The sequence below is a fragment of the Streptomyces sp. NPDC012510 genome (assembly GCF_042955065.1).
GTDB lineage: Bacteria > Actinomycetota > Actinomycetes > Streptomycetales > Streptomycetaceae > Streptomyces.
The window spans coordinates 189,544-216,158 of the sequence record NZ_JBIBEN010000005.1 but is presented as its reverse complement, the minus strand read 5'-3'; the positions used below and the strand labels follow the sequence as shown (position 1 = coordinate 216,158).

Below are 26,615 nucleotides of genomic sequence, written 5' to 3'. Positions count from 1 at the left end.
GAGTAACCTGACACGATGACGGCGCAAGTCAGCCCAACTTTGCGGAGATGCGCAAAGTTTCCCGACGCGCCTCTCGCCGCCACTCCCGTTTCTCCCGAGCCCGCCAGTGCTTGCGGGTCAGCGGCGTGTCCTCCACCGTCTGGCCGCGCCACACCCTGCGGCCAAGCATCCGAGCCACGGCCACCTCCTACGCGTACACGCGCCGCTGCGGATCCAGCGCGCCCTCCGCCTGCGGAGCCCCTTCGCCCGGCCCTGGATCCGGTGCCCCGTCCTTCCGGCACACCAACGCGTCCTCGTCGTACTCCGGCACCTGCAACGAGTACCCGTCCGGACACGACTGCCCATCCTCGCCATCCACCCCATCAGCCCCATCCGCGCCCGGTGCTCCCTGCGGCCCGGCCGGACCCGGCTCACCCTGCGGACCCGGCGGACCAGCAGGACCCGGCGCCCCCGACGGGCCCACCGCGCCCGGCTTACCGTCAGCCCCGTCGCTCCCGTCGCCTCCCGGCGAACCAGACGGGCCCGGACTCCCCACAGCCCCATCCGCGCCGTCCAAGCCGTCCCGGCCCGGAACACCCGGCGGACCCGTCACGCCCACACCCGGCTCGCCAGGCTCCCCCCTCAACCCCGGGGGCCCCGCCACCGGAGTCCCCCCAAGCTGCTGCACCTGCCTGGCCAGCGCGTCCCGGTCCTGCGCCAGCCCCTGCACCCACAACGCCAGCAGCACAAACCCCGCCAACACCAGCACAGCGAACACCGCAAACACCGCGTCCTCACGGCGGTGCCGCTGCGCCTGACTCGCATGCCCCGCCGTCACGTCCCCGCCCCCTGGCTCGTCAAGTACAGGGTCAGCAGCAGCATCAGCACCGGGGCGATCAACGCCGTGAACACCAACCGCCGGTCAGCCGCGCGCCGATCCGCGAGCTTCTGCTCCGCGTCCTGCTTCTCCTTCGCCTCCCGCTCGCGCGCATCCTCGATCGCCTTGATCCGCTCCGCTGCGAGGCGCTCCCGCTCCAATGCCGCCTGCTGCTCCAGCTGGTAACGCTCCATGGAGACCTTCCCGTCGAGCCGCCCGGCGACGTCGCGGAAGTCCTCCTTGAGGTCCTGGTGCACGGCCTCAAGGCGGCGTACGACCTCGCCGAGAGTCGGCTCATCCGGCACGTGCTACTCCGATCAGACGCTCTGCGGCGGGGCAGGCCGCACCGGGCTGGACTGCTCGATCGGCAGCGCCGACACCGGCGCCGTTACCTCCCGATGCAGCACCAGCGCCACCGCGCCCTCCACCAACGCCATCCACATCGCCTGCTGCTCCGCCGACATCTCCAGCCCGAACGCGAGGAACAGAGCCAGCGCGCCCTGCGCGAGGTTCACGATCGCCGCGCCGGCCGCGCCGGTCCTGAGGACGAGCGCGGCGATGACCGCGACGACGAGGGAGAGGACGGCCATGATGGCGCCCTGCTGCTCGCTGGTGACGTCCAGGCCGTACGCCGAGCTGAGCTTGAGGGCGACGGCGATGAACGCCAGGATGTACACCGGCTCGCGACCGAATACCTTCATGGTCAGGCTCCCTTCTCAAGGGCGGCGAGGCGCGCGCCCTGGTCCTTCACGGTTTTCTCCAGCACCGTGAGCCGCTCCTCGACCGTCGGCGGCTTCGGTTCGGTCGGCGGCTTGGTCTCCCACGCCTTCTCCTTGGCCATCCCCAGGACTCGCACCATGGGGAAGTTCCCCGGGTCGCCGTGGTCGTTCTCTGGGACGTGCTGGTGGCCGAGCCAGCCGTAGTAGTCCATCCACTGGGCCCCGGACAGGCGGACACCGTTGGCCCCGTATGAGCCGGGGTATGCCTTCCACGTCACTGTCGATGCGAGCTTCACGCCGTGCTCGTCCGACAGCCAGCGCACCAGGCGGGCGAACTCCAGCAGCGCCCAGTCGGGGGCTTCCGGCCAGAAGATGAACGAACGGCCTTCCGCCTGCCACTTCGCGCGGGTCTTCGGGTCGCACGTGCCGACGAGCTCCACCTGCACGCAGTTCAGGGTGTTCGTCTGCACCCCGCCCGTCTTGTTCACCAGCGCCCTCGCGGAGCGGTCCACGTCGAAGTGCTGGAACACCGCCACCGACTTGGCAGCGAGGGATGGTACGAGCGTGAACGTCGGCGCCGACGCCCCCGCCCCGTACGACGGCAGTGTGGTGCCCTCTGTGGTGTGGACGACGCCCGTGTTGGCGTCCATCTGGTCGCCGAGGTAGCGGCTCTGATACCAGGCCGCCAGCGACGCTCTGGGGTACTTCTGGATGGCCATGGTCAGGCCCCCTCTTGTGTGGGGTGGATCGCGAGCTTGAACTCGGCGAGATAGATCCGCTCCGCGCGGGCACTGTTGTGGCCGACCTTGAACGCGATCGGCGTGCCCGGATGCACGAACATCTGGTGCTGCTTCGTGAAGCACTGCACGCCCGACGTACGCACCCGATGATCCGTAGCCGTCGTGTCCGAGCCCGTGCTCAAGCCGAGCGGATCCCGCTCGAACCGGTCATGCAGTTCCGTGTACGAGCCGTGCTCCCAGTACACAATCCCCGTCAGCACACCCCACCCCGACACCGACGGCCAGATCAGCCCAGCCCGGTCGTCCGTCCGCCAGTTGGTGATCTGGTACTCGTCGGGCTGGATCATCTGGTGCATGCCGTGCGCGTCGTACGACTCGCCCGTACCGAACGGGAAACGGACGACGTGATACCCGCCGACCGGGATGGTCTGCGGCTCGCCGCTGATCAGCGAGCACACGTGGACGGTCACGACGGCACCGCCACCCAATTCGCGTTGTAGGCGGCGTTCCCGCCGTGCCACAGCAGATTCCGGGAGCTGTCCCGCACCAGCCAGCCGTTCAACCGGATCCGTTTACGGGTGCCTTCCCCGTCCCGCAGGACGAGAAGCTGACCGTCGTCGCTGATCACGGTGTAGGAGCCGTCCAGCCATTCGGCCAGCGCGGCGCCGTTGGTGCCGTCGTATTGCGCCGACTCTAGGCGCGCCGTCACGGTAGGCATGTGTCTCCTTAGGCGATTCTCGTGAAGGTGAGGAAGCTGTCGGTGTAGAGCACCGTGGCGGTCGCGTTGGATGTGTTCTGGGCCCATTGGAGAGCGATGTTCCCGGCGGTCGATGCCATGCGGAACAGGCCGCCCATTGGGGTCATGTGCTGGGAGTCGGACGTGCCGTAGCCGGTGCGTCCGTTGGAGACGTCGTTGGTTTCGGTGCGGATCGAGTAGCCGGTCGTCCCTGTGGTGGCGGTTGTGGAGCCGGGCATGTTCCATGCCCACTCGCCGAGGCAGCCGGACGGCACCGAGAATTGGATCTTTATGTCGGGGGTGGGGTCCGCGAAGTACTTGACCCAACCCACCATGGTGTAGACCGCGCCTGCTTCGGCCGCGAACACCAGGTGCGGATCATCGGCGTACGTTGTCGTCGCTGAGCGCTCGGTATCGGCGGTCTTACGGACGGTCTGCGGCAGCATCGACCGCAGCAACGCCGCTGTCGCCCGCTGCCCGGCGGCCGGTACCGGGTAGGCCTCTGCTGCCATCACGTCTCCTTACAGGGCCAGGTAGGCCGGGTTGGCGAGGCGTACGTCACTGCCCGCAGCGTGGGATTTGACGCACCCGTTGACGGAGCGGGTCACCGTGAACGTCTGCGGGCGGATCACCCGGTAGTTGTCGTGGCGGATCTCCACGGCCGCCCCATTGGTGTTGCCCGTCGTCCGGATCGACCTGGTGCCGATCGAGTGGGCCTGGCTGATCGCCGAGTCCGTGACCTGCACGTTCCACACCGGCGTCTCCACCGGATCCGCCGCCGCCCACGCCTTCGCCTTCAATGCGGACCCGATCCCCTGGAACCTGACCCGCACGTACGTTCCGGCGACGTGCGTGACCGGCACCGTGTACGTCCCCAAGTCCGTGCCCACGTCGGCAAGCAGACGCCGCAGCACCATCACGACCGTGTTCGACGTCGTGAACTCCAAACGGACCATGTACATCGTTCCGGAGTCCTGCATCCGCGCCGTCACCGCACCGAACAGCGACGCACCGGTCGCCAGCGCGCTCGTGGTGATGTCGCAGTACAAGTCGAAGTCCGGGCTCGCCGCAGTCACCGACGTCCGCCGCGACACGTCCACCGTCGACAGCACATGCACGCCGGCAGTCCCGTTGACCGAGTAGTCCGAGGCGGCGCCGCCCGTCGCAGTCCAGGCGCTGCCCGCGTCCGGGTTGCCCCAGCTGTTGGAGACGCTGCGGGTGAACGTGTCCGACAGCCAGTCCGTCACGCTGGTGACGGTCATGACTTCGCCGCCCATCCGCACATCGAACGGGAACTCGGCGCTGTCGGTGGTCCACAGCGTCGACACGCCCGCCGACGGTGCCACCACAAGCGATGTCGCCGACGATGACACCGCATCCACCAGCTCCGAGCCGTCCGTATCCAGCCGGGCATCCACCGCGTCAAGGACACCTATCGAGGAGTATGGGGACGCCGGCGCGCACACGAGGGTGATGCGGTGCTCGAAGTGAGTGATGGACTCCTCGAAGCCCAACACGAGTTGGTCGATGGTGTCGGGTGGCAGCCAGGCGGGCGGGTTCTCGATCTGGATCCGGTCGCCTTGCCGCAGGCCGAGTACGGCGCGCTTGAGGGCGGGGTCGTTGATGAATGACTGGTGGGCGAGGTTGACGCTGATGCGAGGGAAGCGGTCCTCGTTGACGGTGCCGAGGTGGACGCGCCACGCGGACTGGTCCAGCAGGGTTCCCGTATCGGAGGTGGCGAGGTTGAGGTCGAGGCCAGAGTCCGAGTTCGGCCCGTACACACCCACCCCGGCCGGGGGCGGCGCAGTCGACAGGCGCCCCTCAGTCTCCTCATAGGTGGCGGACACCCCGCCCACGGTGACAGTGACCTTGTTTGCGAGGTAGCGGTCATCGCCCACAGGAGTGGGCACTTGAGCAAGGTGTTTGCCCGCGTACGACAGCACCAGCGCGGGATCTTGGTTGTACAGAGAGGCGCGGGTGCGGTAGCCGAGGCCGAGGACGTCAGTGGTCTCGTACAGCATGCCGCCGTCAGCCTTCACACAGTCCTGTATCAGGCTGAGCGGGTTTTGCCGGTCCTGGCCGCCCATGGCCACGGTGTCGTCGAGGTCGCCGACCCACTGGAACGGGATGCCCTCCTCAGCGCACAGACGCTGAATCCGGCGGCCGGCCGTCTCACCGATCGGGTTGACGCGGACGCCAAGAGCATCCGTCGCCGTGATCGCGTTCTCGACCGTCACATGCCCGACTGCCACGCCCGGCAGGTACTGAGTGCCTGGCGTACCCACGACCGTACGGCTCGCAGGCCCGAACTGGACGCGGGTGACGCGGGTGAGTTCGGTCAGCGCCGCAGTATCCGTCGCCGTGTACACAGTGTTGCTGTTGACGTCGGTCACTCGGATGGCGCGGGTGATACCGGTGCCCGACTCCTCCAGTTCGACGGACACGTACATGTGGCGTCCGCGGACGTCAACGGTGTGGGTGAGTTCCGCGCCGAGGGGGGAGCCGTCGGAGTCGTGCTGGCGCAGCACGAGGGTGTTTCCGGTGGTGGTGTAGTACAGCTCCCAGAAGGTGGTGCCGCCGTACTCTTCCTGGTCGATCGCGCACAGGACTTTGGCGTCGGAGAGTCCGGCTGGCGGGATGTGGCACAGGAATCGCACCTGGTGTGCGGTGGGGGTGGCGTAGCGGGCTACGCCGCCGGACAGGCTGGCTTCGGTGAGGTCGGGCAGCGGGTCTGACGCTTGGAACCCTTCGAAGGAGGCCAGTCTGGCAGTGCCGGAGATCGACATGCGGGAGCCGTTGGTGAGTGTGCTGGCGATGTTCGTGGCGGTGCTGGGGTCTTCGCATGGCCAGTACGCGACCACGCTTGGTTGCAGCGGGTCGGTGATCGCCCGGTAGATCACCGACCGGTCCGCTGCCGGCCCCTGCGCCAGGCGCTGGAGGAGGCCGGATACCTGCACATCGGTCCACACGTCGTTGCCGGAGCGTTCCCAGCCCTGCGACCAGTCCGACACCTCCCCCCGCAGCCTGTATGACTTGCCGCCCAAGCCGTCCGGGACGGACCACCAGACTTCCGTGTTCCGGCCGATGCCGATGTCCCCGTAGTAGGGGCCGGTCGGCACGTTCGGGTTGAAGCGGCCGTCGGTGTTCCGGAGCTGGAAGTCTGGGGTTTCCGCCGCCTCCGTCTGGGAGGCTTCCGCCCGCATGCCTCGGGTGAGGGAGATCTGCCCGCTGTCGTCGCGGACCAGCGTGAACTCGGTGATGTCGATTGCCTCGCCTGCCACGCGCATCTCGACCTGCACCGGATCGCCATTGGACACCTCGCCGGATGACCGTGCGGGTCCGGGGAGGTTGGCGAGTCGGCGCTTAAACGCGGCGACGAGCGGGGCAATGGGCACAGGTCAGCCCACCTCGTTGAAGATGACCCAGCAGCGCATGTCCACGCCCGTCGTCGGCGTGGTGGCCCGTACCCGCAGGAACCGGGAGACGGCAATGATCGGGCGGGTGTCCGGCATGAACTGGCGGATGTATGTGTACGGAGACTCCGAGGTGGTTGCGCTCAGCGCCACCGCGTCGAACACGCGGGCTGCCGTCGTAGAGCCCTCGGCGGTCGCCGTGTACCCGGTCGCCGAGGTGCCCAGCGTGAGCAGAGTGTTCGTGCCATTCGGGTCCAGGTTCGGCACGCCCGCGTTTACGTGCTGGGTCACTGTGGCTGCCACGTCCGTCTGCAGCAACTCCACGACCCCGTCTGCACCGGCCGTGTCGTCGATCGTGAACCCCCACTCCAGCACCTGGATCTGCCGCGTCGCGGGCGTAGCGAGCTGCAGCATCGTCTTGATGGCGGTGCCCGTTGTGACGCTGGCCTGCGCGGCCGTCGTCGGCGAGGCCGAGTTCCATGTGATGTACGGCAACGCCGCCTCCTAGTTTCTTTCGAGGGCCTTGAGCCCGCCACGCCTGTGGATCTCTCCACGCATCGGATCGAAGATCTGTTTGGCGACGACTCGCCCGTCCAGCTCGATCGTCTGGTGCACGATGATCGGCTGGCCCTGCACCGCAGAGGCCGACGCACTCGCCCGACGCGAGACCGGGGCAGGCGCGTTGAGCATCGACTGCCATGCCATCTGCCGCGACTGCCCGGCCGGGTACACCGTTGACCCTTCCGGTAGCCGCAGCAGCTCGGGGCCGTCCTCGCCCACGACCGTCAGCCCGCCGCCGATGCCACCCGCCGCTTTCTTCTTCGCCTTCAAGGCGTCCGCGAGCCGGTCCAGGGCCTTGACGAGTTTCTCCTGCGACTTGATCTGCGACCCGTACAGGGCATCCGCAGTCGTCTTCCCCGCCGCCCCTGCCGCCGTGCCGATCTGCGACTGCAGCGAGTTGATGGACTTCAACTCCGACGACGACGCCCGCAGCAGTGCCCCGGCCGTCTCCAGCCCGCCGCCCTCGATGCCGGCCTCGGCGACCTGCCGCAGCAGGCTGTTGGACAGGCCCCGCTTCCGCAGGTCCTTCAGTGCCTGGGCGAACGCGGTCGCTTTGTCCCGCGACTGCACGAGACCGCCCACGATGGAGCGGACCGTGACCGGCTGGTCCCGGTCCGCGCTGCGGGTGATGTTGGAGGCGGACAGGACGCCGGACTTGACGCTGTTGCTGAGCTGGGAGGCGGTGCTTTTCAGGTCGCCGAGTTTGTCTTTGGCCTTGTCCAGGGCGGACGTGACCTGCTTGAGCGCGGTGGCCATCTTGATATGCCCGCGGCTGATCGTGTCCATCAGCTTGAGCAGGTTCCGCTCTGTGGTGCCGGATGTCGCGTCCCGGATTTCGTCGCGGGCGCCACGCGCTGCACTACGGGCTGCTCGGCCTATGCTGCCGCCCTTTGCGAACCGGGGGATCTCGTCGTCGTTGATGGCTTCCAGTAGACGGCGGTGCTTACGGGAGGACTTGGCGTTGACGATGAACTCATCGTTCGACGCCATGATCGGCACACTGTCTGACGTGTCCGTTCCCGGGCCGCGCACCACGCCGCCGGTCGCCATGCGGCCGGCCGACCCCTCGAAGATGGTTTTCCCCTTGTAGGACACGTACTTGGCGACGTGGGTGGTGGTGATGGTGGTGTTGGCGTTCTTCCCGTCGAGGTTGTTCAGTGCGGTTGATACGGCGCCGATGCCGCCGAGGGCTTGACCGTTGGCGGTGTACACGGCGGTCTTGCCGTCGGGCAACTGTTTCGTCTTCAACCCGACGGCTTCCAGTGCGGCGATCGCGGCCCCGTTGAGGGTGGAGACCTTGACCTCTTTCGCGTCCGGGGTTGCGCGGATCGCTTCCCGGACTGTCTCCAGCCCGGCGATGGCCTCCTCGCGTTCCAGCTTCACCAGCGTTTTGATCTCGCCGGGCATGCCGAGGAGGGTGTTGACGTAGTCGGTGGCCTTGGCCTTGTTGCCGTCGAAGGCGTCCGTCGCGAGCCGCATCATCGTCTCGCGAAGCTCATCCGACTTCTTCGTCATGCTGCCGAGCGACTCGCCCGCCGCCAGCCCGGACGCGATCAGTTCATCCTGCGCTGCGGCCGCCGCCGACATGGCCTCGCCGTTACGGCGCCCCGCGTCCGTGTCCAGGTTGAGGGTGTCGCCGTGCTCCTTGAAGCTTTCGGTGAGCTTGTCCAGGGACTCCTCGAACCCGATTTGCGCGTCGTACGCCGACCGGTTGACCTCGTTCAACGCCAGCAGACTCGCCCGCAGCCCGTCTGCGGCACTCTTTTGCGCGTCCAGCTTCGCCGACGTGTCCTGCGCGGCTTCGCCGAAAATGCCCATGCTGTCGGCGATCAAGTCCTGCTCGAACTTCACGTCGGCCAAAGCGGACTTGTAGCCGTCCATCTGATTCGTGAACTCGGAAACGTCCTTACCGCCTGCGGAGTATTCGTCCTTCATCCGCTTGAACGCTGCCGCCGCCAGGTCAGCCTTGCCGCCGCGAACTAGGTTGGTCAGGCTGTCGTCGATTCCGTCGAGATGCTTTCGGGCTTCCTGCGACGGCGTGGAGTCGGCGAAGCCAAGGCTGAAGACCTTGACCAGGCCGTTTTGGATTTGGTCTGCCGTTGACGGGTCGGTGATGTTCCTGACCGAGTCGTAGAGCCCGTCGAGATCCTTGCCGAACAGGCGCGCGGCCTCACCACTGACCTTGCCCGTACGCCCCAACTGCCCGAGCGAGGTAGTCAGCTTGTCGACATTCGGAGGCGCCTCCCTGCCGATGTCACCCAGCTTCCCGAACGCCACCACCACCGCGGCGATCGCACCCACGACGATGCTCGCCTTGGCCGCCGTGCCCAACGCCAAGAACGCCGCGCGGAGCCCAGCAATCCCGCCGCCCGCGGCCGTCGACGCCGCGCCCAACGCCGTGAGCCGCGCACCCAGCGTTGCGATCCCACCGGAGATCGCCGCAGCCCCGGCCCCGGCCAGCGTCACCAGTTTCAACCCCAACGCAAGCTGCATGACCGTCGCCACAAGCTCAGGCGGCAACGCGGCCACCAGGCCGGCCGCCGCGTTCACCAGCGTCAGCATGCCTGGTCCGGCTTCCGCCGCTGCTTCTACCAGCGTGGTGACAGCACTCCCGACGGTCGAAAGGGTTTCCTGCACCGCAGGGCCGTTCTGGGCGGCGTAGTCCATGAACGCCTTGATCGGGCCCGACGCCTCGCCCTCCGACAGAGCACGCGTGAAGTGGATGATTCCGTCGACCGCCTCCTTCAGCGACTGGTTCGCGAACGCAGACAGCCGCTCCGACAGGGCATCGAAGCCCGGCGAGGCGACCGCCCCGCCGGCCACGCTGACGAGCCGGTCCAGCTCGTTTGAGGCGCCCTTCACCATCGGGGTGAGCTTCGGTATCACCTGCCCCATCAGTGCGAATGACTTCTCGACAGGGGCCATCGTGAACTTTGCCGTCGAGTCGGAGAAGCTTCGGAATGTGTCTTTCAGGGTGCCGAGTGCCGCGGATGCGCGGGCGGTGGCCTGTGGCATCGACGCGAGTTCGGCCTGTACCGCGCGTTGCGCGTCAGCGGCTTGTTTTGACCCGCGCCCGTGCTTGGCGACCGCGTCGGTGTACTTCTGCTGCGCCTTCGCCGCCTCTGACAGGCTGCCCACCTGACCGGCCAGCGCGGCACCAAATGCGCCCAGCGCAAGGCCCGCGCCGGCCGTCTTCACTGCTACGGCGCCCGCGCTGACTGCCATCTTCGCCATCACGGGTACCGCGGCCGTCGCCAGCGGGATCAGGACGCCTTTCACTCCGGCGATGGATGATGACACCCTGCCCATCGCTCCGGACATGGCGTTGCCCTCGGACACGAACCGGCCGCGCATGTCGCGAAGGTGTCCGTTGACGTCGCGGAAGGCGCGGATGGCGTCGCCGTTGTTGGCGCGGATTGTGATCGTTACATCGTCTCCAGCCACTCTGTTTCACCTCCTTCCGTGGTGTCGTCGGACTCTGGGGTGCCGAGGCGTTCGATGGTGAGCAGGCGTAGCAGGCGTACGTCTTCGTTGAGGAGAGAAGAGAGGGTGTAGCCGGGGAACTGGCGGAGGATGTCGAGGAGCCAGCGGGCCTGTGCTAGTTGGGCTGGTTCGGTGATCCGGTGGCGGGGGTCATCGGGATGGGGGGCGCCGGGGAAGTCTCGCCAGAGGGCGAGTTCTCGGGCAAAGGGTCAGCGTTGTGGACCCCCTGGAGGGCGGTGATCCAGTCGTTGTTGAGGCGGCGGATCATGCGGGAGTCCCGGTTGGGGGCCTCGCTGACGGGGATCGGCTGGCCGGTCTCGTCTTCGAGGTTCCAGGAGACGAGGTGGGTGTAGAAGCGCTTCATGGTGGCGGCGGCGTCGTCGCCGTCACCACCGTCGAGGCCTGCGGCTTGGAGCCAGTCGGCGATGCTCATGCCGCGCATGTGGACTTCGAGGCCGTGGAGTTGGTCGCCGGGCTCGAAGGTGAGCTTGATGGTGCTCGGTTCGCGGAAGCCCACGGTGAGCCCCCTCTCTTGATGTGTCCGAATTGACTGTTACGACCAGGTTGGTACGGTTCCGTCGGCGAGCTGGAACGGAACGCTCCACGTGAACTCGCCGGACTGCGCGCGGGTCAGCGCATAGTCCGTGAGGATGACCTCGTTGTTCAGGGTCTGACCCGAGATCGTGATCCCCATCGTCCGCTCCACCGACGTGGAGGAGACGGTCTTGAACACGGCGTGCGCGAGGTTCGCGCCGTCGTCGAAGCCACCGGCCGCCGTGCCGGAGAAGTCGGCGAGGAGCAGCAGGCGGGCCATCGCCGATTCGGCGAGGCTGGTGATGTCCTGGACGCCGCGCGGCATCGTCCAGTCGAGGTTGAAGGTGGAGGTGCGGATGTCCCGCGCGCTGCCGCCGCTGTCGTCCACGTTGAACGTGGTCCAGCCGAGGCCCGACTCAATCGCCATGATCTATCTCCCTTTCGATCTACGCCGCATTGCTCGGCGACTCAGCCCTTGTCCCGCTCGTGCAGGAGCCGACCCATGTGTTCCTGCACGTGCTCCACCCAGTCCGACGCCCGCTGATGCACCCGCACCTTGCCGACCGCTGCCCGATAGTCGCCGCCCCGCACCAGGTACTTCTCCGGCATCGTCTGGTGGTCCGCGAAGCACCGCTGATACGGCTCGAACCGGAACACCGTCAGACCCGCACCGTTGCGCTGCTCCCGGAACGTGCGCCGCGAGCCCCGGATGAACGCCGCCTGCTGCCGACCCAACTCGGTGGACTCGTCGATGACCGAGTCCCAGCCCTCACGCCACTGCTGACAGCCCACGCGCTCGCACACGGTCTTCACCCGCTTGTCCGGACGCGACTTCACCGACCACGTCTGATACGCCTCCACCGGCAGCCGCGGATCCTTCGGCCTGAACGCCATCACGCCCACCCCTCTCAGAACGTCGTCTCGGTGAGGTTGACGTTCGCCGCGGCCGTGAACACCAGCGACGTGAACCCGCCCGATGTCGTCGTCACCGCCCGCACATAGCGTTTGATCTCCGTCCCGGCGGCGATCTCGATCCGCTGCGTCGTCGGCCCCGACGTGACCTGTGTGAACCCGCCCCCGGTGATGTCCGCGAACGCGTCGGCGGACCCGTTGTCGTGGGAGTGCTGCAGCTTCACCGTCACATCCGTGCCCGCAAAGCTGAACACCTGCAAGTACGCCTGCGCCCCATGCACGGTGTGAGAGGAGACGTAGGCGTTGCCGTTGACCGTCCACGTCCGCGGCGTCGCATCGGTGACCCCGTTCGACGACGCCGACGCGACCGGCGCCGCCACCGACGTGCCACCGATCCCCGACAGCACCTGGCCTTCGAAGAACTTCCCCGCCATCCGGTTCACCGTGCCGCCGGTCTGCGCCCCGATCTCCAGCACCGCCGTCGACGCAAAGATGCTCGTGGTGGCGCCAACCAGCTGCTCCGCCCCCAACGCCGCCCACATCGAACCGTCGTCGGAGGTGTAGAAGTTCACCGCCGCGTCGCCACCACCGTTGTCCACATCGAGCGTGGCCCGCACCCACTTCGTCGCCCCAGCCGACGCCGACACCGTCGCCGACGACGTCTCCGACGACTCCGCCGTGCCGTCCTCGGACCAGCGGAAAATCAGTGCGCCCGTCGCCGTGACAGCCAGCGCGTAGGAGCGCTGGTCGCCGGTGGCCGTGTACTTCGCGATCAGTGTCGACTCCGCCGCCGGCGTCCAGTCGTCCATCGCGACTCGCACACGCAGGTCGATGTCGCCGGTGATGTCGAGCGCGGCGGCGTCGGGGGTGGAGACGTAGTCGCCGGATGCGCCGGGCAGGAGGACGAAGTCCTCGCTGTCGTAGCCGAACTCGGCTGCCGTGCCGTTCGTGGCTGAGGTGTCGGTGCGCTTGCCTGCGGTCAGCAGGTCGCCCCACTCCAGCCCGTACGCGTTGCCTTGGGCGTTGACGGCGATCGTCAGCGTGCCGTCCTGCCCCCTGGTGGGGTCGTAGTTGATCTGCTTACCGACCAGGCAGGCGGCAGGGTCGCCGATGCTGGTGCCGGTCGCCCACATCAGATGCTGGTCAGCCGTCGGTAGCGCGGACAGGCGCGCGTGAGCGCGGCCGGTGGCGTCGTTGAAGAACGACATCCACGAGATCCGCCCGTCCCTAAGGAGCCCGATCCGCTTGAACGCGGACAGGTCGATGGTGGTGACGTCCTGAGTGCCAACCAGGCCGCCGCCGATGTCCTCCGCCGACCCGGTGTCCCCGGACAGGTCGTAGCCGCCGTAGTAGAAAGCCTGGCCGAGGCCGTTACTGATCGCCATTCACGCCACCTCGCTCCATGCTGCGTTGATGATCAGGGGGATGGTGAGTGTGGCCACTCGGTAGGTGGTGCCGCCCGCGAAGGTCGTGTAGCCCATGTCCGAGCTCAGCGGCTCGCCGTGCGCGCCAAGCAAGTCCACGTTGCCCACGAGGTCGCCGAGGGTGAAGTCACCGCAGTAGGCGCCCATCAGCTTCGACACCGCGTTCGTGACGGTCACGTCGACGTCGTCCATCGGCTCGCTGTCCGCAGGGCAGAACACCTGCCCGCGGAGCTCCAGCCGCGCCGACACCTCGTTCAATCCGGATCGGGACGGGACCGGCCGTACCGGTCCGGCCCACATGGCGTAGGTGAGGCCGCTGCCCGGTGCGGACACCGGCTGATGGCCGAGAACCTGCTCGAACAGGCCGAGGGCCTGCGCGTGCGACATGGCTGCAGCGCGGTAGGCGTTGAGGTCGAGGTCGGTCACGGCCACTCACATCCTGCCTGTGTAGCGGCGCAGGAGCCGTTCGCCGATGCCGACCTTGCGGGCGTTGAGCTTGTCGCGGGTGATGATCCAGTGGTCGTAGCCCTTGAACTTCGTCACCGGATAGTTCCGGGAGCCGATGCCTGCCAGCCATGGCCCGTACTTGACGCGGCTGTCCCAGATCTTGGTTCGCTCGATGACCTTGATGCGGGTCGCGTAGTACGGGGTCTGTGTCTTCAAGACTCGGTCGAGCTCATCGAGGAGAATGGTCCGGCCGGTATCGGCGAGATTCCGTTCGAGGTGGTCCACATAGGCGTTCAGGGCGCGCATGGCGCGCCCGTCGAACATCGGGCCGCTGGATCGTGTCGATACGTCGAGGCGCATGGCTACACCGCCTCCTCAATCTCTGCCGCGCCATACCACTGGCCCCGGTCGGCAGTTCTGATGCGGTGACAGTTCGAGCAGACCACTTCGCACTTGGCGATCTCAGCGAGGATGTTCTCCCAGGAGTAGGACATGCGGATCATGCGAGAGATCGATTCGATCTTCTCTCCTCGCACGTGATCGAAATCCATGCAGACTCTGGGGAAGCGCCCACCGCAGTCTGCGCAAGGAACATCCTTCAGTGCGTCGAGCTTGGTGTATCTCTCGGCGATGAGCGCCTTGCGCCTTGCGTGCTGCTTCTCCCTGCCGCCGCTCTCGTGGTAGTACTTCCGGACTTCACTGCTTGCGCACGGCTTGCAGTTTGCGCGGCGCGCACCTGCCACAGAGCGATCGTGAGGAAACTCCTCAAGGGGCTTGTCTGTGCAGCACTTCGTGCAGTGCTTGATACCCGCGTCCTCTCCGTGCGGAAAGATCGGGTGCTCGTGCCCTGCCCGATTGCGCTCGGCAAGATCAGGACGGCGCCTACGAGGCTTGGGGTCTAGGGTTTCCTCTGTGTCAGATGCAGTGAAATCCATGTACACCAGTGTACCTTGGTGTACATGACTGAGTCTGTTGAGATGAGCACCAAAGACGTGCGAGCCGAACTCGCCGACGTCCTGAACGCGGCGGCTGTGCACGGCCGGATCACGTACATCACAAGCCGAGGACGCCGCGTCGCAGCGATCGTCCCGCTGGAGATTGCTGAGAACGCTGAGCGGAGTAGGGACGACACATCGCCCTGAGATCGTGCTCATACGGCTCTCACCCGCCCCTTGCGGCCGTGGGAGACGTACACGCGTTCACGGAGATCCTTCAGCCCGCGGGCTGTCGTCTCGCGCTCGTATTCGCCGCTGCCCGCCGTGCGCGCGTATCCGGACCGGCCTTGGAGAAGACTGGTGAGCGCTTCAGCAATGCACAGTTGGCGGGCGGGGCCGGGCGCGTCCCACCGGTACACGGTGGCAGCGGTGAGGTGGCTGGCGGCCGTAGTGCCGAGGGCACCTCTCGTGACGGTGAGCGTGCGGGGCGCGTAGATGGTGGCGCCGACACTGTGGGCGGCGAGCGTAGAGCCGTCCCACGCACGGGTGACGACCAGGCTGTTACCTGCGATGTCGTCGACGCGCATGCGCTCGCCATCGACGAGGATCGTCTCTCCGGCCGCGAATGCTGCGCCGCTCTGCACGGTGACGGTGACAGAGTTGTTGGCGTTGGTCAGGCCGGAACCGCCGAGAGTTTGTCCGGTGTCGAGGTTCGAGCGGCCAGTGACGATGAGCCGTTCGGTGTCGACACGAAGGAGGGAGCCGACACCCACGGCAGCTGAGGTCGCGGCGTCGACGTCGACGCCGGTCTCGCTGCTGTCAAGGTCCTCGATGGTGGCGCCCGCCGACGTTTCGACGAGGGGGCAGCCTGCGAACACGCCGGTCACACCGATGTCACGCTGGTGGGTGTCACCGCCGCCGAACGCCGCGCTGGAGTCGAGGTCGATCTCAATGCGGTTGTAGGGGGGCCCGTACTGGTTGGGCTCCAGGAAGTAATCCGACGCGGCGATAGTGACGCCGCCGCTGGTGAGAGCGGTGACGGAGACGACCTCGTTGGCGTCCAGCCACAGTCGCCACGGGCGGGCGTACTGCGGGCCGGGGTAGTCGAAGTAGCGGGTGGCCTGCACCGGGTAGAACACGCGGTGGCACAGGCCATGTACGGCTTCGGTGGCGTCGGCCAGTGCGCGGTCGATCCGGGCGTTGGAGCGGGCCGTCTCCTTCACATCCAGCTCCGCCTTGATCTCCTCGCGGGTGGCAAGCCACGGAGTGACGGTCATCTCTGTCACCTCCTCTCAGGTCTATGCGTGGTCGTGCAGGTCAGGGCCGGCCGTGGACGCTGAAGCTGACGCCGGTGAACGTGGGGGTGTCGGTGCCGCCGATGGTCCAGCGGATTCGGCCGAGGTTGGTCATCTGGTAGCCGTTGTTGATCACGCCGTAGGTGGTGCCTGCGGCCGACACGACCACCCCGCCGATCGACGTTGCGGGTGAGGTTTGCACCCAGTTCCCGAACGCGTCCTGCACGTCGAAGAACAGGGCCATGGTCGGGTTGGTGCCGGTCGGGGCGTCCGCGAACCGGGCGACCAGCAGGCCGTTGGAGACGCGGGAGATGTCGATCGCGCCGGTCCGGCCTGTGGTGCCGTTGGTGATGGACGCGGTGACGTGGTCGGTTGAACTGTTCAGGGTCAGGCCGGTGGCCCTGAACAGTTCGTTGTTGCGGTAGGCGGCCACGGCTATTCGGCCGTTTCGTCAGCAGCCGACGAACCGTCCGTCTTCTCGCCATCCGTCGAAGGGGCAGAAGCGGACTCCGTCGGGCCCTGCTCGGAGCGGCTCGCCGTCTTGCGGGCACGCCTCGGGCGGGTCTTGCTGCTCGGCTCGGAGTTCGTCGGCTGCGGCTCGGTAGATGCTGATGAGCTGCTCCCAGGCGATGACTCCTCACCCCCCTCCTCGTCGGCCACGATTGGGAACATCGAGCCGCTGCGCGGCAGGGCGACGGCCTCGGGGCCGTCCTCGCCCTGGACGTCAGGCGTCTCGGGCTCGGGCTGGTCCGCTGCCGCAGGCTCAGGCTCGACAGCTGCGGCGTCCTCGGTTGCGGGCAGGGTCTTGTCGCTGGGCCCGCCGTGGCGGGTGATCTTCGCCATGGGGTCTCCGTCCTCGTGAAACGCGGTGTTGTGGCAGCGGGGGCAGCGGAAGAGGCCGACCGCGTACTTCGTTCCGCAGCCGTCCTTTCCGCTGCACACCCACAAGGCCATCAGCTGGCCACCAGCCGCGCGCCGTCGGACAGGGGCACCCACGTCGCGTACCAGGTGATCGCACCGTCCGGGTTCGTGCCGGTGGTCACCTGCTCGATGTCGCCGGTCGTGACGACCAGGTCCCGCAGGACGTGACCACCGAGCATGATCGAGTGTTCGGTGAGGGCACCCGACGTCGCCGGGTCGTCGATCGACGGCGTGAACCCGACGACCGTGCCCACAGCGGTGTCGTTCGTGCCGATGTCGGTGGCCTCGACGAACACCTTCGTGTCACCCGTGGTCGGGTTCGTCTGAAGGGCGACCGTGTTCGCGACGGTGATCGCGGTGGTCACCTTGCCCCACAGCGCGGTGATCAGCACCTCGCCGCCGGTCACGGTGAACACGGCCCGCGTATCGGCGGCGAACGCGCCGGACGGGCTGGACAGGGGCGGGTTGCCGAGCAGGAGACTACGCAGCTCGGGGCCCTGGATGAGCGTTGCCATCAGTCAGGCTCCCTTACGCGTTCGCAGCGCCGGGGCGCAGCAGGTTCGGCATGTTCGACGGCTTGCGCTGCACCTGCAGACCGACCTTCAGGTACAGGAACGCGGCGAGCTGCGCGTTGTTCGACAGGTCCGCCTGGTTGACGGAGATGTGCGTGTACCCGTCGGCGAGCGCCGTGGAGGGGACGTGGATGACGTAGATCTTCTGCTTCTGTGCGTCGTCTGCGACGGCCGTCATGATGGCGGCGGCGGTCTGGGTGGTCTCCGCCCAGATCTCGTCGTTGTCGAGGGTGGTCTCTGCCTTGCGGTAGATCGTGCTGATCTCCGCGAGGTCGGAGCTGGTGCCGCCGGTGTAGGCGGTGTGCTGCTGCAGCGAGGGGACGGGGTCGTCGCCGTCGGTGCCCGCCCCGTACACGAGGACGATGTCCACGCCGGCACAGTCGTGCATGCTGATGCGCTTGCCGGTGGCTCCGGCGGTTGCGAGGTCGACCGGCGCGAGCGCGAGGCCGATGTCGTAGTCCTTGCCCAGTCCGAGCATGGTTGTTGCCTCTCCCAGCGGGGTGTGAATGCCGCTGTGGGTTGGGCCCGGGGCGGGGGTTGATTGCCGCTCCCGGGCTGGCTGTCAGATCAGGCGCGCTCGGCGAGCTGCACGAACGGGGAGAGTGTGGGGCCGCCGTTCTGGGGGGTGACGGCGGACTGGAGCCAGGGACGGCCGTCGACGCGCTGGATGATGCGGTACGCGGTCTGGTCGTTCTGGAACTTGAAGTGCGGGCTGCTCATCGCACTCATGACCTGCCGGTCACCGATCAGGTAGAACCCGAAGTCGACGAAGCTGATGTCGCCGAGGTCACCGAGGACGCCGGGCGCCTTCTCGGTGAAGATGACGGGCCGGCCGAGGATCGTCATCGGGGGGCCCTGCACGCCGTTGTTCAGCCAGATCGCGGAGCCGCCCGTACCGACGGACAGGGCCATGGTGGCGAGCTGCGGGAAGACGTCGATGCTGCACACCCAGACGGCCCGGTCCAGCGAGCTGGGCAGCATCCTGCTGTACATCTTGACGATGTTTTCCCACACGATGGTGTCGGCGACCTGGCCGGACTCCTTGTCGACGGGGATGATCGCGCCGTTGTTGGCGTCGAGGGCGCCGAGGGGCTCGCCGACGCCGGAGCCCTTGAGGAACGCGATGTCCTCGTAGAAGGACAGGGCTTCGGGGAAGATCTGGTCGAGGAACGCCTGGAACGAGATCGCCGAGTCGGAGATGAGTTCGTTGGGGACCTCGGTGTACGCGGTGAGCTTTTTCGCGTCGAGGACGATCCGGCTGAAGGCGGCCTGGCTGGCGGTGAGCGCGGCGCCTTCCTCCGTCCAGTAGCCGACGACACCGCCGTACACGCTGCTGACGTTGCTGGTGGAGTCGATCGCCGGGAACGGAACCCGCAGCGTCTCCATCGGGATGACCCGCGCCCGCTGCCGGACGACCGACGACTCCAGGGCCACCGCGAGCATCTCGGAGCGGAGGGTCTCCGGGATGAGGAACCCGCCCTCCGACGGCACGGTGGAGGAGAACGCGTTGCGGACGCGGGACAGCTTGGCCTGCATGTCGGCGGTGCGGTTGGCGTTGTGCCAGATCGTCTGGAAGTACTCCGCCGAGTTCTTGAACTCGCGGTCCAGGACGGCACCCATGGCCTTGGGGTTGTGCAGGTGGTTGCGGGCGTTGCCGTTGGCGACGACTGCCTTCGGGGTGAGGTCGATCCGCTCGACGCCTTCGGGCTGGTTGTCCCGGAGCCAGTTCGCGAGGATCTGCTCCGTCTGCTCCTTGACCTGCGTCGCGATGCTGAGGTCGCGGTTGTGGACGGCGCGCGCGTAGTTGGTGACGAACTCGCCGAACGCGCCGTTCTTGTCGGCGAACACGCGCTGCATCTGCGCGGAGTCGCCGAGCATCGCCTCCAGCTCCGCCTGGTTGGTCGGAATGACCATCCGCTCGGGGTCCATGGCGTTCTTCGGGGGCGCCGGCGTGACCTGGTTGTAGGCGCGGCCCGCGCGTCGCGGGTCGTGGCCGTGGGCGCGGAGCATGCGCGTGCGCAGCTGGGTCGTCACGGCCCTGCGCCGCTGCTCAATCACGGTCGTGTTCAAAATCGTGCCTCCCTGAGGCTGCGCTCGAAAGCGATTCGGTCGATAGCGGGGACCGGCTCGACGGGTGTCGGGCCGGGTGCCGCAGCCTGTTCGGGGGCGGCAAGGTCTTGGGCGGCGTTCGCCATGAGGGTCCGCATGTAGCCGACGGCGACCTCACCGGCCGGCGGCGGGGGTTCGGGGACGTGCACGATCTGGGGGGCCTCGGCTACGGGTGTGGGGCGCTCCGTGGCGGGCACGGCGGGAGCATCGGCGGCGAGGCCGTCGAACAGGGACCGGAACCAGCCCACAGCGACGGTCTCCGGGTCCGCTTCGGGCGCCTGGTCGGCGGGGCGCGGCACGTACGGCGTCTCGGGCCGGGCGGGTGCCTCGGGTGCGGGGGCGTCGCCTGCGAGCCCGGCCATGAGCGACCTGAGGTGGTCGGGCTGGTAGCCGGGCATGGGGTCAAGTGCGGCGGCGGTGGCAGCGCGGAAGGCGTCCGGGTCGAACGCGACCGGGGCGGCCACGGCAGGCTCTGCTGCGGGCGGCGTCTCCGGCTCGACGGGCGGCGGTGCGGGGGCTTCTTCGCGGCTGGTGTGCGCGTAGTTGTACACGGAGAGGTCCCAGGCCGCGGCGATCGCTCGGGCCTGCTCTTCCTCTTCCGGTGTCATGCGCTGCGGGTTGGCGACTTCGTCGGCGAGTCCGGCGGCTACGGCTTCGTCGGCGAAGTACCAGGTCTCTGCCTGCATTCGCTTGCGCCACTGGAGTTTGGTGCCGCCTGCTCGTTCGGCGTAGACGGCGGCGATGTTCTCGGATTGGCGATCGAGGAAGTCGGCGTACTCGCGCATCTCTTCGGGGCTGCCGCAGGCTACGCCTTGGGCGTCGTGGATCATCATCTGGCTGTGGGGGCTCATGACGATCCGGTCGCCTGCCATCGCGATGACGGAGGCGATGGACGCGGCGAGTGAGTCGACCTGCACCATGACGGTGGCTCGGTGTGAGCGGAGCGCGTTGTGGATGGCGAGGCCGTCGAAGACTTCTCCGCCGGGTGAGGAGATGTTGACCCGCAGTTCGGATGCGTCGATGGCTTTGAGTTCCTCGACGAACGAGGCGGCGGTGATTCCCCAGGAGCCGATGTCTCCGTAGATGGAGATGGAGCCGACGGGTGTTCCGCCTTCATCGAGGCTGTTGGTGATCCGGTACCAGGTCTGTTCCCCGTCGGGTGCGGGGAGCGCCGGTCGTGCGGCGCGTCCGCGTTCGGCGAGCACTTCGGGGGTGGCGGTATTCCAGCTCGGCCGTGTGTGGCTCATTGGCTGTTGCCCTCCCCGGTGTGGGTTTTTGCATGGTCCAGGCAGGGTCATTGTGCACTACGTATTGCGTTCTCTGGGTGCTCTGACCTGCGATAACACTGTTCTAGCGTTTCTGTATCGTGGGGCTCTCATTTCTTTAACGTGCGGGTTTGTGAATACCTGTCAGTTAGGTGCGTGAATGCATGTATTCGCGTATCGTCTTCGCGTATGGAGAGAAACACTTCGCAGGATGCTGCCGTACGGGCTGAGGCTCTGGCGCAGCGTGTGCGTGCCGCTCGACTCCCTGAGCCGGGCGAGCGGGCCCGTATCCGTGCTGGTGCGGGTGTGACGCTGGCGGACTTCGCGCAGACGTTGGGGGTCAGCCAGATGACGATGAGTCGCTGGGAACGGGGCGCGGCCGAGCCGAGGTTGGAGCAGCGGGTGGCGTATGCGCTGCTGCTGCGGGAAGTCGCCGCCGCCACAACCGAGGAGGCGTCGTGAGCGCCCCGCTGAGTCTGACCGCCGAGCAGTTGCGGAAGCTCGGCACCGTCCTCGACGAACTCAGCGAGATCACGAAGACGCACGGCGTCTCGTTCACCCCGTACCAGCGGCTCGAAGTCGGCTTGGACGACAACGTGCTGCGCGTGTCGTGGGACGAGCAGGCAGAGGCGTATGTCATCGACGACCGCAACGGCGAGTAAGGAGCAGCCGTGACCTACCTGATCCCTCTCGGTCTGATCGTCGTCCTGTTCGTGGCCATGCCGTGGCTCGCGGTCGTGTTCTCTCGGTACTGCGACGCCGTGAACCGGTTCCTGGCCAGGCGGAAGCCGCTTGCTGTGGTGCCGGATGGTGAGGTGTGTGGCGCCTACCAGCCGCCCGCCACGTCTGCCGACAGCGGCTTGTGTGCCCGGTGCGGCATGTCCGACTACAAGCACCCGGAGGCGGCCGATGCCTGGCCTGCATGGCTGGATCACCCAGCAGATCGACCGCGTTGAGGTTCTCGCCCGCGCGGCAACACGCGGCCCGTGGATCACCGCCGACCATGATGACCAAGTCGGCATGCTCGAAGTCCGCACCGTCCACGAAGCAGACATCATGATCGGCTATGTTGCCGACGTTGCTACGGCCGACGCCCACCACATTGCCCTGCACGATCCGGTTGCGGTGTTGCGTCGGTGTGCCGCCGACCGGAAGATCCTCGCCCGACACCGCCTCGACCCCAACGCCTTCTGGGCTGACGCTGCGATGTGCGAAGGCTGCGGCACCGAGGGCGAGATGGGCTACCCGCGCACCGAGAACCTCAACGACTGCCCCGAGTTGCTCGACCTCGCCGAGGCGCACGGGATCACGCCGGAGATCCTCGCCACGCTGGATCGGCCGCAGGAAGGCGAGCGGCCGGAACCGCCCGGGCCCAGCCTCATCCCTGACGCCATCGTCGAAGGCATGTACGGGCAGTTGTGGGCGCACGTCATCGGCACGCGCCCGATAGAGCCGCGCCCGGAGGTGAAGGCGATGAAGATCCTGGGGCCCGAGCTGAAGAAGATCCCCGGCTACGTACCCACCACCGAGGAGCAGCCGTGAGGCGACTGATCAGCAACCGGACCCTGTGGGGCTTGCACATCGCCCAAGGCCGCGCCATGGAGATCAGCGCGTGGGTCGCAGCAAACGGCATTGAACCCGACGACGTGTCCACCGACCACGACCTGACCGTGGAAGAGGGTGCGGACGGGAGGGTGATCCGGTACCGGGCGTACCTGCGTAATGCCGAGGGCGCGAGGTGCCACGTGGACGGCGTGGGGGCGGCCTCGGAGGAGCGGACGACGCCGCTCACCGTCGAGCCGCCGGAGCACTGGCCCGTGTGGGCGCTCGCCGACGAAAGGCTGAAGCCGTGAGCGGATGCCGCGACGCATCAGAACCGCCGACCACACTGCGGATCGTCGTCGAAACCTGCGCGGCCTGCCCCAACCAATGGGACGCCTGGACCACCGACGGCCAATACCTGTACCTCCGCTACCGAAGTGGAATCGGCACCGTAGACGCCTACGACGCGCCGGGCCCCGATGGCTGGACCGTGTCACCAGACGGGCGCGTCGCCCGGTTCGAAGACGACGAGCCATCCGCGATCGACATCGAACTGGACGACTTCCTGCGCCGGACGGGGCTGCGGCTCGCGCCGGACGCGGTGGTCTCCCTCAAGGACAACCCGCCGGTGCAGTGCTGGCACTACGAGCCCGGCACACCGTGCGATTGGAACGTCTGCCGACAGCCCGAACGCCTCGCCGCAGGAGACCGAGGCACCGACCCCGCACGCGACGGCGTGGCCGTCGACCCGCTGCCGGAGCACTGCCGTCCGGGCCGCTGCCTTGGCCTCACCTGCTGCTCGTACGAATGCTCGCAGGGTCGATGCCCATCCAGTCCCGAAGAGTTCAGGGAGACAACGCCATGACCCCTTCCGCCGCCGCCGAACGAGCCAAGCAGCTGCAACTGCACGCCGAAGACCTGATGCTGTTGCTCAACGCCAGCAAGGTGAAGAAGGACGGCGCCGAGTACGGCGGCTACCCGTTGCCGCTCCGCACCTTCGACAAAGCGGAGCCGTGGACCGATGTCGCCCGGGACATCTACCGCGATGTCCGTCCTGACGACACCGAGTTCTTCACCGACGCGTGGCCCGAAGACTTCGCGGGTGGCGTCAACATCGCCCTGCTCGCCCCCGTGACCGACCAGAGCGACCGAGGTGAAGACGTCGTGGTGCGCAGGTATCGCACGGTCCGTCGGCCGCTCCTGCCCGTAGTGAGGCTTGCGCGGCATGTCGTGGCCGAACAGCGGCTGTTCCTGAACCGCTCCACCGGGGTCGGGCACACGTCCATCCGCTACTACGGGATCAACAAGCGTGACCGTGAGGCGTGGATCGACCTCCAGCGTGGGGTGCCACTGATCGAGGCGCACCCAGGCGAGACCGCAGCACTCTGGTGCGCCCTGGGCATCCAGTTCAACCGCGACTACCTGTGGCACGCGCACCTGAAGCTTCCTGGCGCGGAAGCGGGCGTCATGATCCCCACCACGCCCGAGGGAGCCCGCTCCCTCTTCCGTCTCCGGGACTACGAGGCGGGCGCTTCACGCCGCAAGGCGCTCATCCACTGGGTGTCCGAGCACTCCCGTCGTATCCGCAAGGACACCGCCGAGGAAACCCGCGTCTGGGTTCGCGAGCACATGCGCGGCACGGCCCAATTCAAGTGGCAGGACATGGAAGGCGCCATCTATCCAGCAGCCGACGACTTGCGGCGGATCGCTGAGCGGTAGGCGTCATTCACTCCCACACGGCCGTCACGGTCCCTCGGCAGCGGCTTCCGCCCTCGCAGTGCAAATACCCGCCCGACCCGTACGCCGCCCGCACCGCATCGAGATCGTCGAACTCGGTGCCGTCGATGTCCTTGCACGGCTCGCACCGGTTCGCATCGTTCTTCTCGCTCGCCACATACCGGGCCTTCGGCGCCGCCTCCAACGTCGCGATCCGGCCCGCGTTCTGCGCCCTGTGCAGCGCTCCCCCGAGCTGGTCCCTCCTGAACCAGTTCTTCAACCCGCGCAGGAACCCGCCGACCTTCTCCGCAACCTCCGAACCCCGCGCGCCTGGCACCAGCAGCCTGAGCGCCTCACGACCAGCCGACGCCGCCACATCCGCCGCCAGCAGCGCAGCAGTCGCGGCAGCGATCTCGATCAACTCCGAACCGAACGCATTCCTGAGGCCCTTGTCGACCTTCGGCGGCTTCACCTTCACGCCCTGCTCGGCAGCCTCGTCCGACATCCGCTGAGCAGCCGTCTCCGCCATGCCGCCGAGCGCCCGCCGAAGCACCTCGATACTCGACCCGGAGTCCACGACCAGAGTCGCCAACGCCTCCGTATCCCCGCCGTCGACAGCCGCCGCGATCTGCTCCTCCACCGCCGCTACCTGCGCCTCGGCGATCGGCTCCCACGCCTCCAGCAGCCCCGCCAGCGCCTCCTCGAACTGCTCCCGCACCGGCCCAAGCTCAGGCTCCACAGCAGCGCGCGGCAGGACGCGAGGACGGGCCACCGCAGCGTTGTACGACGGCAACGCGCGCGGCGGCGGCGTGTACGGCACGTGGTGGTGGAGGTCCAAGCGGGCAGCCGGCGCCGCCACAGCCGGAGCCGGCGAACCCTGAGGCGCAGCCTGCTCCGGAACATCGAAGCCCAGCAGCGGCAGAATCAACGGCGCCGTCGACGGCGCGCCCACCACAATCCGCACCAGCAGATCCCGCTCCGCATCCCCCGACAACTGCGGCAGATCCAAGTACTCCGCAGCCAACTGAGGATCCGCGCCCGCACCAACGAGCGTGGCGTACGCCTCTGTCTTCGCGGTGAGCTCCGCGTTTCGCGCCTCGGCATCCGCAGGCACCGGGTCGCAGTAGTCAAACTCCAGGCCCCGAGCCGCCTCCGGCCCGTACAGCGGCAGGAGGTCGTTGATCAGGGCACCCTTCCAGCGCTCCAGTCGGGGCACCGTGAGCTGCTCCGCGAACAGCACCTTGCTGGCCTCGGCGGTCGCCCGGTTGACGTCCCCGACTTCGCCGAGGACGAAAGCGGGTGCGCCGAACGCTTCCCGGATCACGTCACGGGAGACTTGCCGGAGCTCGGCGAACTGCATGTCCCGCTGCGTGTACTTGCGGTCCTTCCACGTGCCGTGCTCCAAGAACGCCACCCGGTGCGCGTTGGCGACGCCCTTGTGCTGCTCGTTCCACCGCATCTGAAGCTGATCCCACTCGGGGTCAGAGAGGACCGTGGGGAGCTCGATGATCCCGCCTGGCTCCGCGCTGTTCATGAAGAAGTTGCGGTTCCACTCCGCGCTGTACCGGGAAGCGTCCAGCTCAGTGAGCACCGACTGCACCGGCCCCATGCCGCGGTACGGGTCCAGCGGATTCGGCATCCGGATCTGGATCACGTCTTCCACCCGCAACGCGATCTCCTGCCCGTCCGGGCCCGTGTACAGGTAGCCGGAGATGAAGTCGACCGGGTGCGGCACCGGCTGGATACGGTCTGGACGCACCGGCCACAGTTCGAGGGGCATCGGCGAGCGTGGATTCCGGGCGACGACCAGCCAACCCTCACCTGTCAGGTCGATGTGCTGCTGAACCGTCTCCACCAGCTCCTGCCGGGTGAAGAACCGGTTGGGCTTATTCCACAGGTCCAGCACCGCATGCTGTGTGACCTCAACACGATCCTCGGGCAGTCCCGACCGGGCCTTCCGGTACAGCTTCCAGTCAACGAGCGCGGTCGCATTGCTGGTGCGGTTGACGATCGAGAACAGCGTCCCGACATGCCCCATCGCCCGCATCTGCGCCTCAACCCCAGACGGGGCCCGCCACGGAATGCTCAGCCCGCCACGCGACGACACATACGGCACCGGCGCCTTGTTCCTCAGAGCACGCAATGACCTCACCGGGCCGCCCCCTTCTCACCGTCAGACAGGACACCCATCAGCAGGAATGAAGCAGCAGCACCGGCAAGCCCGGCACCAACACCCCACGTGACCCATGCGGACGCGGTACCGCACGCAAACCCGGCAGTCGTGTACAGCCCGGCTCGGGCCTCGGAAGTGGCGGACGCGGCCTTGGCGAGGCGGGCGCGGGCCGCGGCGAGTGTGGCGGCTGTCTGTTTCACGCCGGCCTCCCAATGGTTCGACTACCTGGCATTGTCCACGGATGTCCAGCAGGGCGGCTAGC

General features: G+C 67.5%; 32 protein-coding genes. 8 read left to right on the top strand and 24 right to left on the bottom strand.

The features are described 5' to 3' along the window. Nucleotides 1-813: 813 nt before the first annotated feature. From ACFY9I_RS11300 to ACFY9I_RS11225, 16 genes are all read right to left on the bottom strand, one after another. Complete coding sequence (locus tag ACFY9I_RS11300; RefSeq protein WP_390999744.1) at nt 814-1,161, bottom strand: hypothetical protein; 348 nt, start codon at nt 1,159-1,161, stop codon at nt 814-816. 12 nt (nt 1,162-1,173) lie between these two features. After that, on the bottom strand, nt 1,174-1,557 hold the full coding sequence (locus ACFY9I_RS11295; protein WP_390999742.1) for a hypothetical protein: 384 nt from the start codon (nt 1,555-1,557) through the stop codon (nt 1,174-1,176). 2 nt (nt 1,558-1,559) lie between these two features. Continuing rightward, nucleotides 1,560-2,294, bottom strand: coding sequence for a hypothetical protein (locus ACFY9I_RS11290; RefSeq protein ID WP_390999739.1), 735 nt, complete (start codon nt 2,292-2,294; stop codon nt 1,560-1,562). A 2-nt stretch (nt 2,295-2,296) separates the two neighbouring features. Then, the gene (locus ACFY9I_RS11285; RefSeq protein ID WP_390999737.1) at nt 2,297-2,785 is read right to left on the bottom strand and encodes a hypothetical protein; all 489 of its coding nucleotides are present in this window, start codon (nt 2,783-2,785) and stop codon (nt 2,297-2,299) included. Continuing rightward, nucleotides 2,782-3,033 (bottom strand): hypothetical protein, encoded by a 252-nt coding sequence (locus ACFY9I_RS11280; protein WP_390999734.1) that lies wholly within the window; start codon nt 3,031-3,033, stop codon nt 2,782-2,784. The genes ACFY9I_RS11285 and ACFY9I_RS11280 overlap by 4 nt, the downstream gene beginning before the upstream one ends. 8 nt (nt 3,034-3,041) lie before the next feature. Next, a complete protein-coding gene (locus ACFY9I_RS11275) occupies nt 3,042-3,563 on the bottom strand; it encodes a hypothetical protein (RefSeq protein ID WP_390999731.1) in 522 nt (173 codons plus the stop codon). 9 nt (nt 3,564-3,572) lie between these two features. Then, on the bottom strand, nt 3,573-6,446 hold the full coding sequence (locus ACFY9I_RS11270) for a hypothetical protein (RefSeq protein ID WP_390999729.1): 2,874 nt from the start codon (nt 6,444-6,446) through the stop codon (nt 3,573-3,575). 3 nt (nt 6,447-6,449) lie between these two features. Further along, complete coding sequence (locus ACFY9I_RS11265) at nt 6,450-6,959, bottom strand: hypothetical protein (protein WP_390999726.1); 510 nt, start codon at nt 6,957-6,959, stop codon at nt 6,450-6,452. 9 nt (nt 6,960-6,968) lie between these two features. Continuing rightward, nucleotides 6,969-10,469 carry a phage tail protein gene (locus ACFY9I_RS11260; RefSeq protein ID WP_390999723.1) on the bottom strand — a complete coding sequence of 1,167 codons (3,501 nt, stop codon included), beginning with the start codon at nt 10,467-10,469 and terminating at the stop codon, nt 6,969-6,971. 154 nt (nt 10,470-10,623) lie between these two features. Then, nucleotides 10,624-11,025, bottom strand: coding sequence for a hypothetical protein (locus ACFY9I_RS11255; protein WP_390999720.1), 402 nt, complete (start codon nt 11,023-11,025; stop codon nt 10,624-10,626). 36 nt (nt 11,026-11,061) lie between these two features. Then, entirely contained in the window at nt 11,062-11,469 is a 408-nt protein-coding gene (locus ACFY9I_RS11250) for a hypothetical protein (protein WP_390999718.1), read from the bottom strand. 41 nt (nt 11,470-11,510) lie between these two features. Continuing rightward, entirely contained in the window at nt 11,511-11,936 is a 426-nt protein-coding gene (locus ACFY9I_RS11245; protein WP_390999715.1) for a hypothetical protein, read from the bottom strand. Between the two features lie 14 nt (nt 11,937-11,950). Beyond that, complete coding sequence (locus tag ACFY9I_RS11240) at nt 11,951-13,339, bottom strand: hypothetical protein (RefSeq protein WP_390999713.1); 1,389 nt, start codon at nt 13,337-13,339, stop codon at nt 11,951-11,953. Further along, nucleotides 13,340-13,804, bottom strand: a complete 465-nt coding sequence (locus ACFY9I_RS11235; protein ID WP_390999711.1) for a hypothetical protein — start codon at nt 13,802-13,804, stop codon at nt 13,340-13,342. Between the two features lie 6 nt (nt 13,805-13,810). Then, nucleotides 13,811-14,185, bottom strand: a complete 375-nt coding sequence (locus tag ACFY9I_RS11230; RefSeq protein ID WP_390999708.1) for a hypothetical protein — start codon at nt 14,183-14,185, stop codon at nt 13,811-13,813. Nucleotides 14,186-14,187: 2 nt separating this feature from the next. Further along, a complete protein-coding gene (locus ACFY9I_RS11225) occupies nt 14,188-14,760 on the bottom strand; it encodes a hypothetical protein (protein ID WP_390999705.1) in 573 nt (190 codons plus the stop codon). Between the two features lie 24 nt (nt 14,761-14,784). On the opposite strand from ACFY9I_RS11225, the gene ACFY9I_RS11220 reads away from it, so the two are divergent. Continuing rightward, nucleotides 14,785-14,967, top strand: a complete 183-nt coding sequence (locus ACFY9I_RS11220) for a type II toxin-antitoxin system prevent-host-death family antitoxin (RefSeq protein ID WP_390999702.1) — start codon at nt 14,785-14,787, stop codon at nt 14,965-14,967. An 8-nt stretch (nt 14,968-14,975) separates the two neighbouring features. Here ACFY9I_RS11220 and ACFY9I_RS11215 read toward each other — a convergent pair whose 3' ends face one another. The 7 genes from ACFY9I_RS11215 to ACFY9I_RS11185 form a co-directional block, all read right to left on the bottom strand. Further along, nucleotides 14,976-16,037, bottom strand: coding sequence for a hypothetical protein (locus tag ACFY9I_RS11215; protein ID WP_390999701.1), 1,062 nt, complete (start codon nt 16,035-16,037; stop codon nt 14,976-14,978). A 40-nt stretch (nt 16,038-16,077) separates the two neighbouring features. Beyond that, on the bottom strand, nt 16,078-16,488 hold the full coding sequence (locus ACFY9I_RS11210; protein WP_390999698.1) for a hypothetical protein: 411 nt from the start codon (nt 16,486-16,488) through the stop codon (nt 16,078-16,080). 2 nt (nt 16,489-16,490) lie between these two features. Continuing rightward, complete coding sequence (locus ACFY9I_RS11205) at nt 16,491-16,898, bottom strand: hypothetical protein (RefSeq protein WP_390999696.1); 408 nt, start codon at nt 16,896-16,898, stop codon at nt 16,491-16,493. Nucleotides 16,899-17,008: 110 nt separating this feature from the next. Next, on the bottom strand, nt 17,009-17,491 hold the full coding sequence (locus ACFY9I_RS11200) for a hypothetical protein (protein ID WP_390999693.1): 483 nt from the start codon (nt 17,489-17,491) through the stop codon (nt 17,009-17,011). Between the two features lie 13 nt (nt 17,492-17,504). Further along, nucleotides 17,505-18,026, bottom strand: coding sequence for a hypothetical protein (locus ACFY9I_RS11195; protein WP_390999690.1), 522 nt, complete (start codon nt 18,024-18,026; stop codon nt 17,505-17,507). 89 nt (nt 18,027-18,115) lie between these two features. After that, nucleotides 18,116-19,618, bottom strand: coding sequence for a phage major capsid protein (locus ACFY9I_RS11190; RefSeq protein WP_390999687.1), 1,503 nt, complete (start codon nt 19,616-19,618; stop codon nt 18,116-18,118). Then, the gene (locus ACFY9I_RS11185) at nt 19,615-20,904 is read right to left on the bottom strand and encodes a head maturation protease, ClpP-related (RefSeq protein WP_390999685.1); all 1,290 of its coding nucleotides are present in this window, start codon (nt 20,902-20,904) and stop codon (nt 19,615-19,617) included. Before ACFY9I_RS11185 ends, ACFY9I_RS11190 begins: the two co-directional genes overlap by 4 nt. Nucleotides 20,905-21,111: 207 nt before the next feature. Between ACFY9I_RS11185 and ACFY9I_RS11180 the strand changes: the two genes are divergently transcribed. Genes ACFY9I_RS11180 through ACFY9I_RS11150 form a run of 7 tightly spaced genes read left to right on the top strand, consistent with a single transcriptional unit; the run spans nt 21,112 to nt 24,183 of the window. Further along, nucleotides 21,112-21,384 carry a helix-turn-helix domain-containing protein gene (locus tag ACFY9I_RS11180; RefSeq protein ID WP_390999682.1) on the top strand — a complete coding sequence of 91 codons (273 nt, stop codon included), beginning with the start codon at nt 21,112-21,114 and terminating at the stop codon, nt 21,382-21,384. Continuing rightward, complete coding sequence (locus ACFY9I_RS11175) at nt 21,381-21,584, top strand: hypothetical protein (RefSeq protein ID WP_390999680.1); 204 nt, start codon at nt 21,381-21,383, stop codon at nt 21,582-21,584. The genes ACFY9I_RS11180 and ACFY9I_RS11175 overlap by 4 nt, the downstream gene beginning before the upstream one ends. 9 nt (nt 21,585-21,593) lie before the next feature. Then, nucleotides 21,594-21,878, top strand: coding sequence for a hypothetical protein (locus tag ACFY9I_RS11170; RefSeq protein ID WP_390999677.1), 285 nt, complete (start codon nt 21,594-21,596; stop codon nt 21,876-21,878). Beyond that, nucleotides 21,832-22,464, top strand: a complete 633-nt coding sequence (locus ACFY9I_RS11165; protein ID WP_390999675.1) for a DUF6221 family protein — start codon at nt 21,832-21,834, stop codon at nt 22,462-22,464. Before ACFY9I_RS11170 ends, ACFY9I_RS11165 begins: the two co-directional genes overlap by 47 nt. Beyond that, nucleotides 22,461-22,775, top strand: a complete 315-nt coding sequence (locus ACFY9I_RS11160; RefSeq protein WP_390999672.1) for a hypothetical protein — start codon at nt 22,461-22,463, stop codon at nt 22,773-22,775. The genes ACFY9I_RS11165 and ACFY9I_RS11160 overlap by 4 nt, the downstream gene beginning before the upstream one ends. Then, nucleotides 22,772-23,329: a hypothetical protein gene (locus ACFY9I_RS11155; protein ID WP_390999670.1), complete on the top strand. Its 558-nt coding sequence runs from the start codon at nt 22,772-22,774 to the stop codon at nt 23,327-23,329. The genes ACFY9I_RS11160 and ACFY9I_RS11155 overlap by 4 nt, the downstream gene beginning before the upstream one ends. After that, nucleotides 23,326-24,183, top strand: a complete 858-nt coding sequence (locus tag ACFY9I_RS11150; RefSeq protein WP_390999667.1) for a hypothetical protein — start codon at nt 23,326-23,328, stop codon at nt 24,181-24,183. Before ACFY9I_RS11155 ends, ACFY9I_RS11150 begins: the two co-directional genes overlap by 4 nt. A gap of 7 nt (nt 24,184-24,190) precedes the next feature. On the opposite strand, the gene ACFY9I_RS11145 is transcribed toward ACFY9I_RS11150, so the two are convergent. Further along, nucleotides 24,191-26,296: a phage portal protein gene (locus ACFY9I_RS11145; RefSeq protein WP_390999664.1), complete on the bottom strand. Its 2,106-nt coding sequence runs from the start codon at nt 26,294-26,296 to the stop codon at nt 24,191-24,193. Between the last annotated feature and the right edge of the window lie 319 nt (nt 26,297-26,615).

Bases quoted from the DNA above. Each gene is read 5' to 3' on its own strand.
- ACFY9I_RS11185 (WP_390999685.1), bottom strand. From the start codon at position 20,904: ATGAGCCACACACGGCCGAGCTGGAATACCGCCACCCCCGAAGTGCTC.
- ACFY9I_RS11195 (WP_390999690.1), bottom strand. From the start codon at position 18,026: ATGCTCGGACTGGGCAAGGACTACGACATCGGCCTCGCGCTCGCGCCG.
- ACFY9I_RS11275 (WP_390999731.1), bottom strand. From the start codon at position 3,563: ATGGCAGCAGAGGCCTACCCGGTACCGGCCGCCGGGCAGCGGGCGACA.
- ACFY9I_RS11215 (WP_390999701.1), bottom strand. From the start codon at position 16,037: ATGACCGTCACTCCGTGGCTTGCCACCCGCGAGGAGATCAAGGCGGAG.
- ACFY9I_RS11240 (WP_390999713.1), bottom strand. From the start codon at position 13,339: ATGGCGATCAGTAACGGCCTCGGCCAGGCTTTCTACTACGGCGGCTAC.
- ACFY9I_RS11225 (WP_390999705.1), bottom strand. From the start codon at position 14,760: ATGGATTTCACTGCATCTGACACAGAGGAAACCCTAGACCCCAAGCCT.
- ACFY9I_RS11280 (WP_390999734.1), bottom strand. From the start codon at position 3,033: ATGCCTACCGTGACGGCGCGCCTAGAGTCGGCGCAATACGACGGCACC.
- ACFY9I_RS11245 (WP_390999715.1), bottom strand. From the start codon at position 11,936: ATGGCGTTCAGGCCGAAGGATCCGCGGCTGCCGGTGGAGGCGTATCAG.
- ACFY9I_RS11205 (WP_390999696.1), bottom strand. From the start codon at position 16,898: ATGGCGAAGATCACCCGCCACGGCGGGCCCAGCGACAAGACCCTGCCC.
- ACFY9I_RS11180 (WP_390999682.1), top strand. From the start codon at position 21,112: ATGGAGAGAAACACTTCGCAGGATGCTGCCGTACGGGCTGAGGCTCTG.
- ACFY9I_RS11250 (WP_390999718.1), bottom strand. From the start codon at position 11,469: ATGGCGATTGAGTCGGGCCTCGGCTGGACCACGTTCAACGTGGACGAC.
- ACFY9I_RS11150 (WP_390999667.1), top strand. From the start codon at position 23,326: ATGACCCCTTCCGCCGCCGCCGAACGAGCCAAGCAGCTGCAACTGCAC.
- ACFY9I_RS11290 (WP_390999739.1), bottom strand. From the start codon at position 2,294: ATGGCCATCCAGAAGTACCCCAGAGCGTCGCTGGCGGCCTGGTATCAG.
- ACFY9I_RS11295 (WP_390999742.1), bottom strand. From the start codon at position 1,557: ATGAAGGTATTCGGTCGCGAGCCGGTGTACATCCTGGCGTTCATCGCC.
- ACFY9I_RS11165 (WP_390999675.1), top strand. From the start codon at position 21,832: ATGCCTGGCCTGCATGGCTGGATCACCCAGCAGATCGACCGCGTTGAG.
- ACFY9I_RS11220 (WP_390999702.1), top strand. From the start codon at position 14,785: ATGACTGAGTCTGTTGAGATGAGCACCAAAGACGTGCGAGCCGAACTC.
- ACFY9I_RS11200 (WP_390999693.1), bottom strand. From the start codon at position 17,491: ATGGCAACGCTCATCCAGGGCCCCGAGCTGCGTAGTCTCCTGCTCGGC.
- ACFY9I_RS11230 (WP_390999708.1), bottom strand. From the start codon at position 14,185: ATGCGCCTCGACGTATCGACACGATCCAGCGGCCCGATGTTCGACGGG.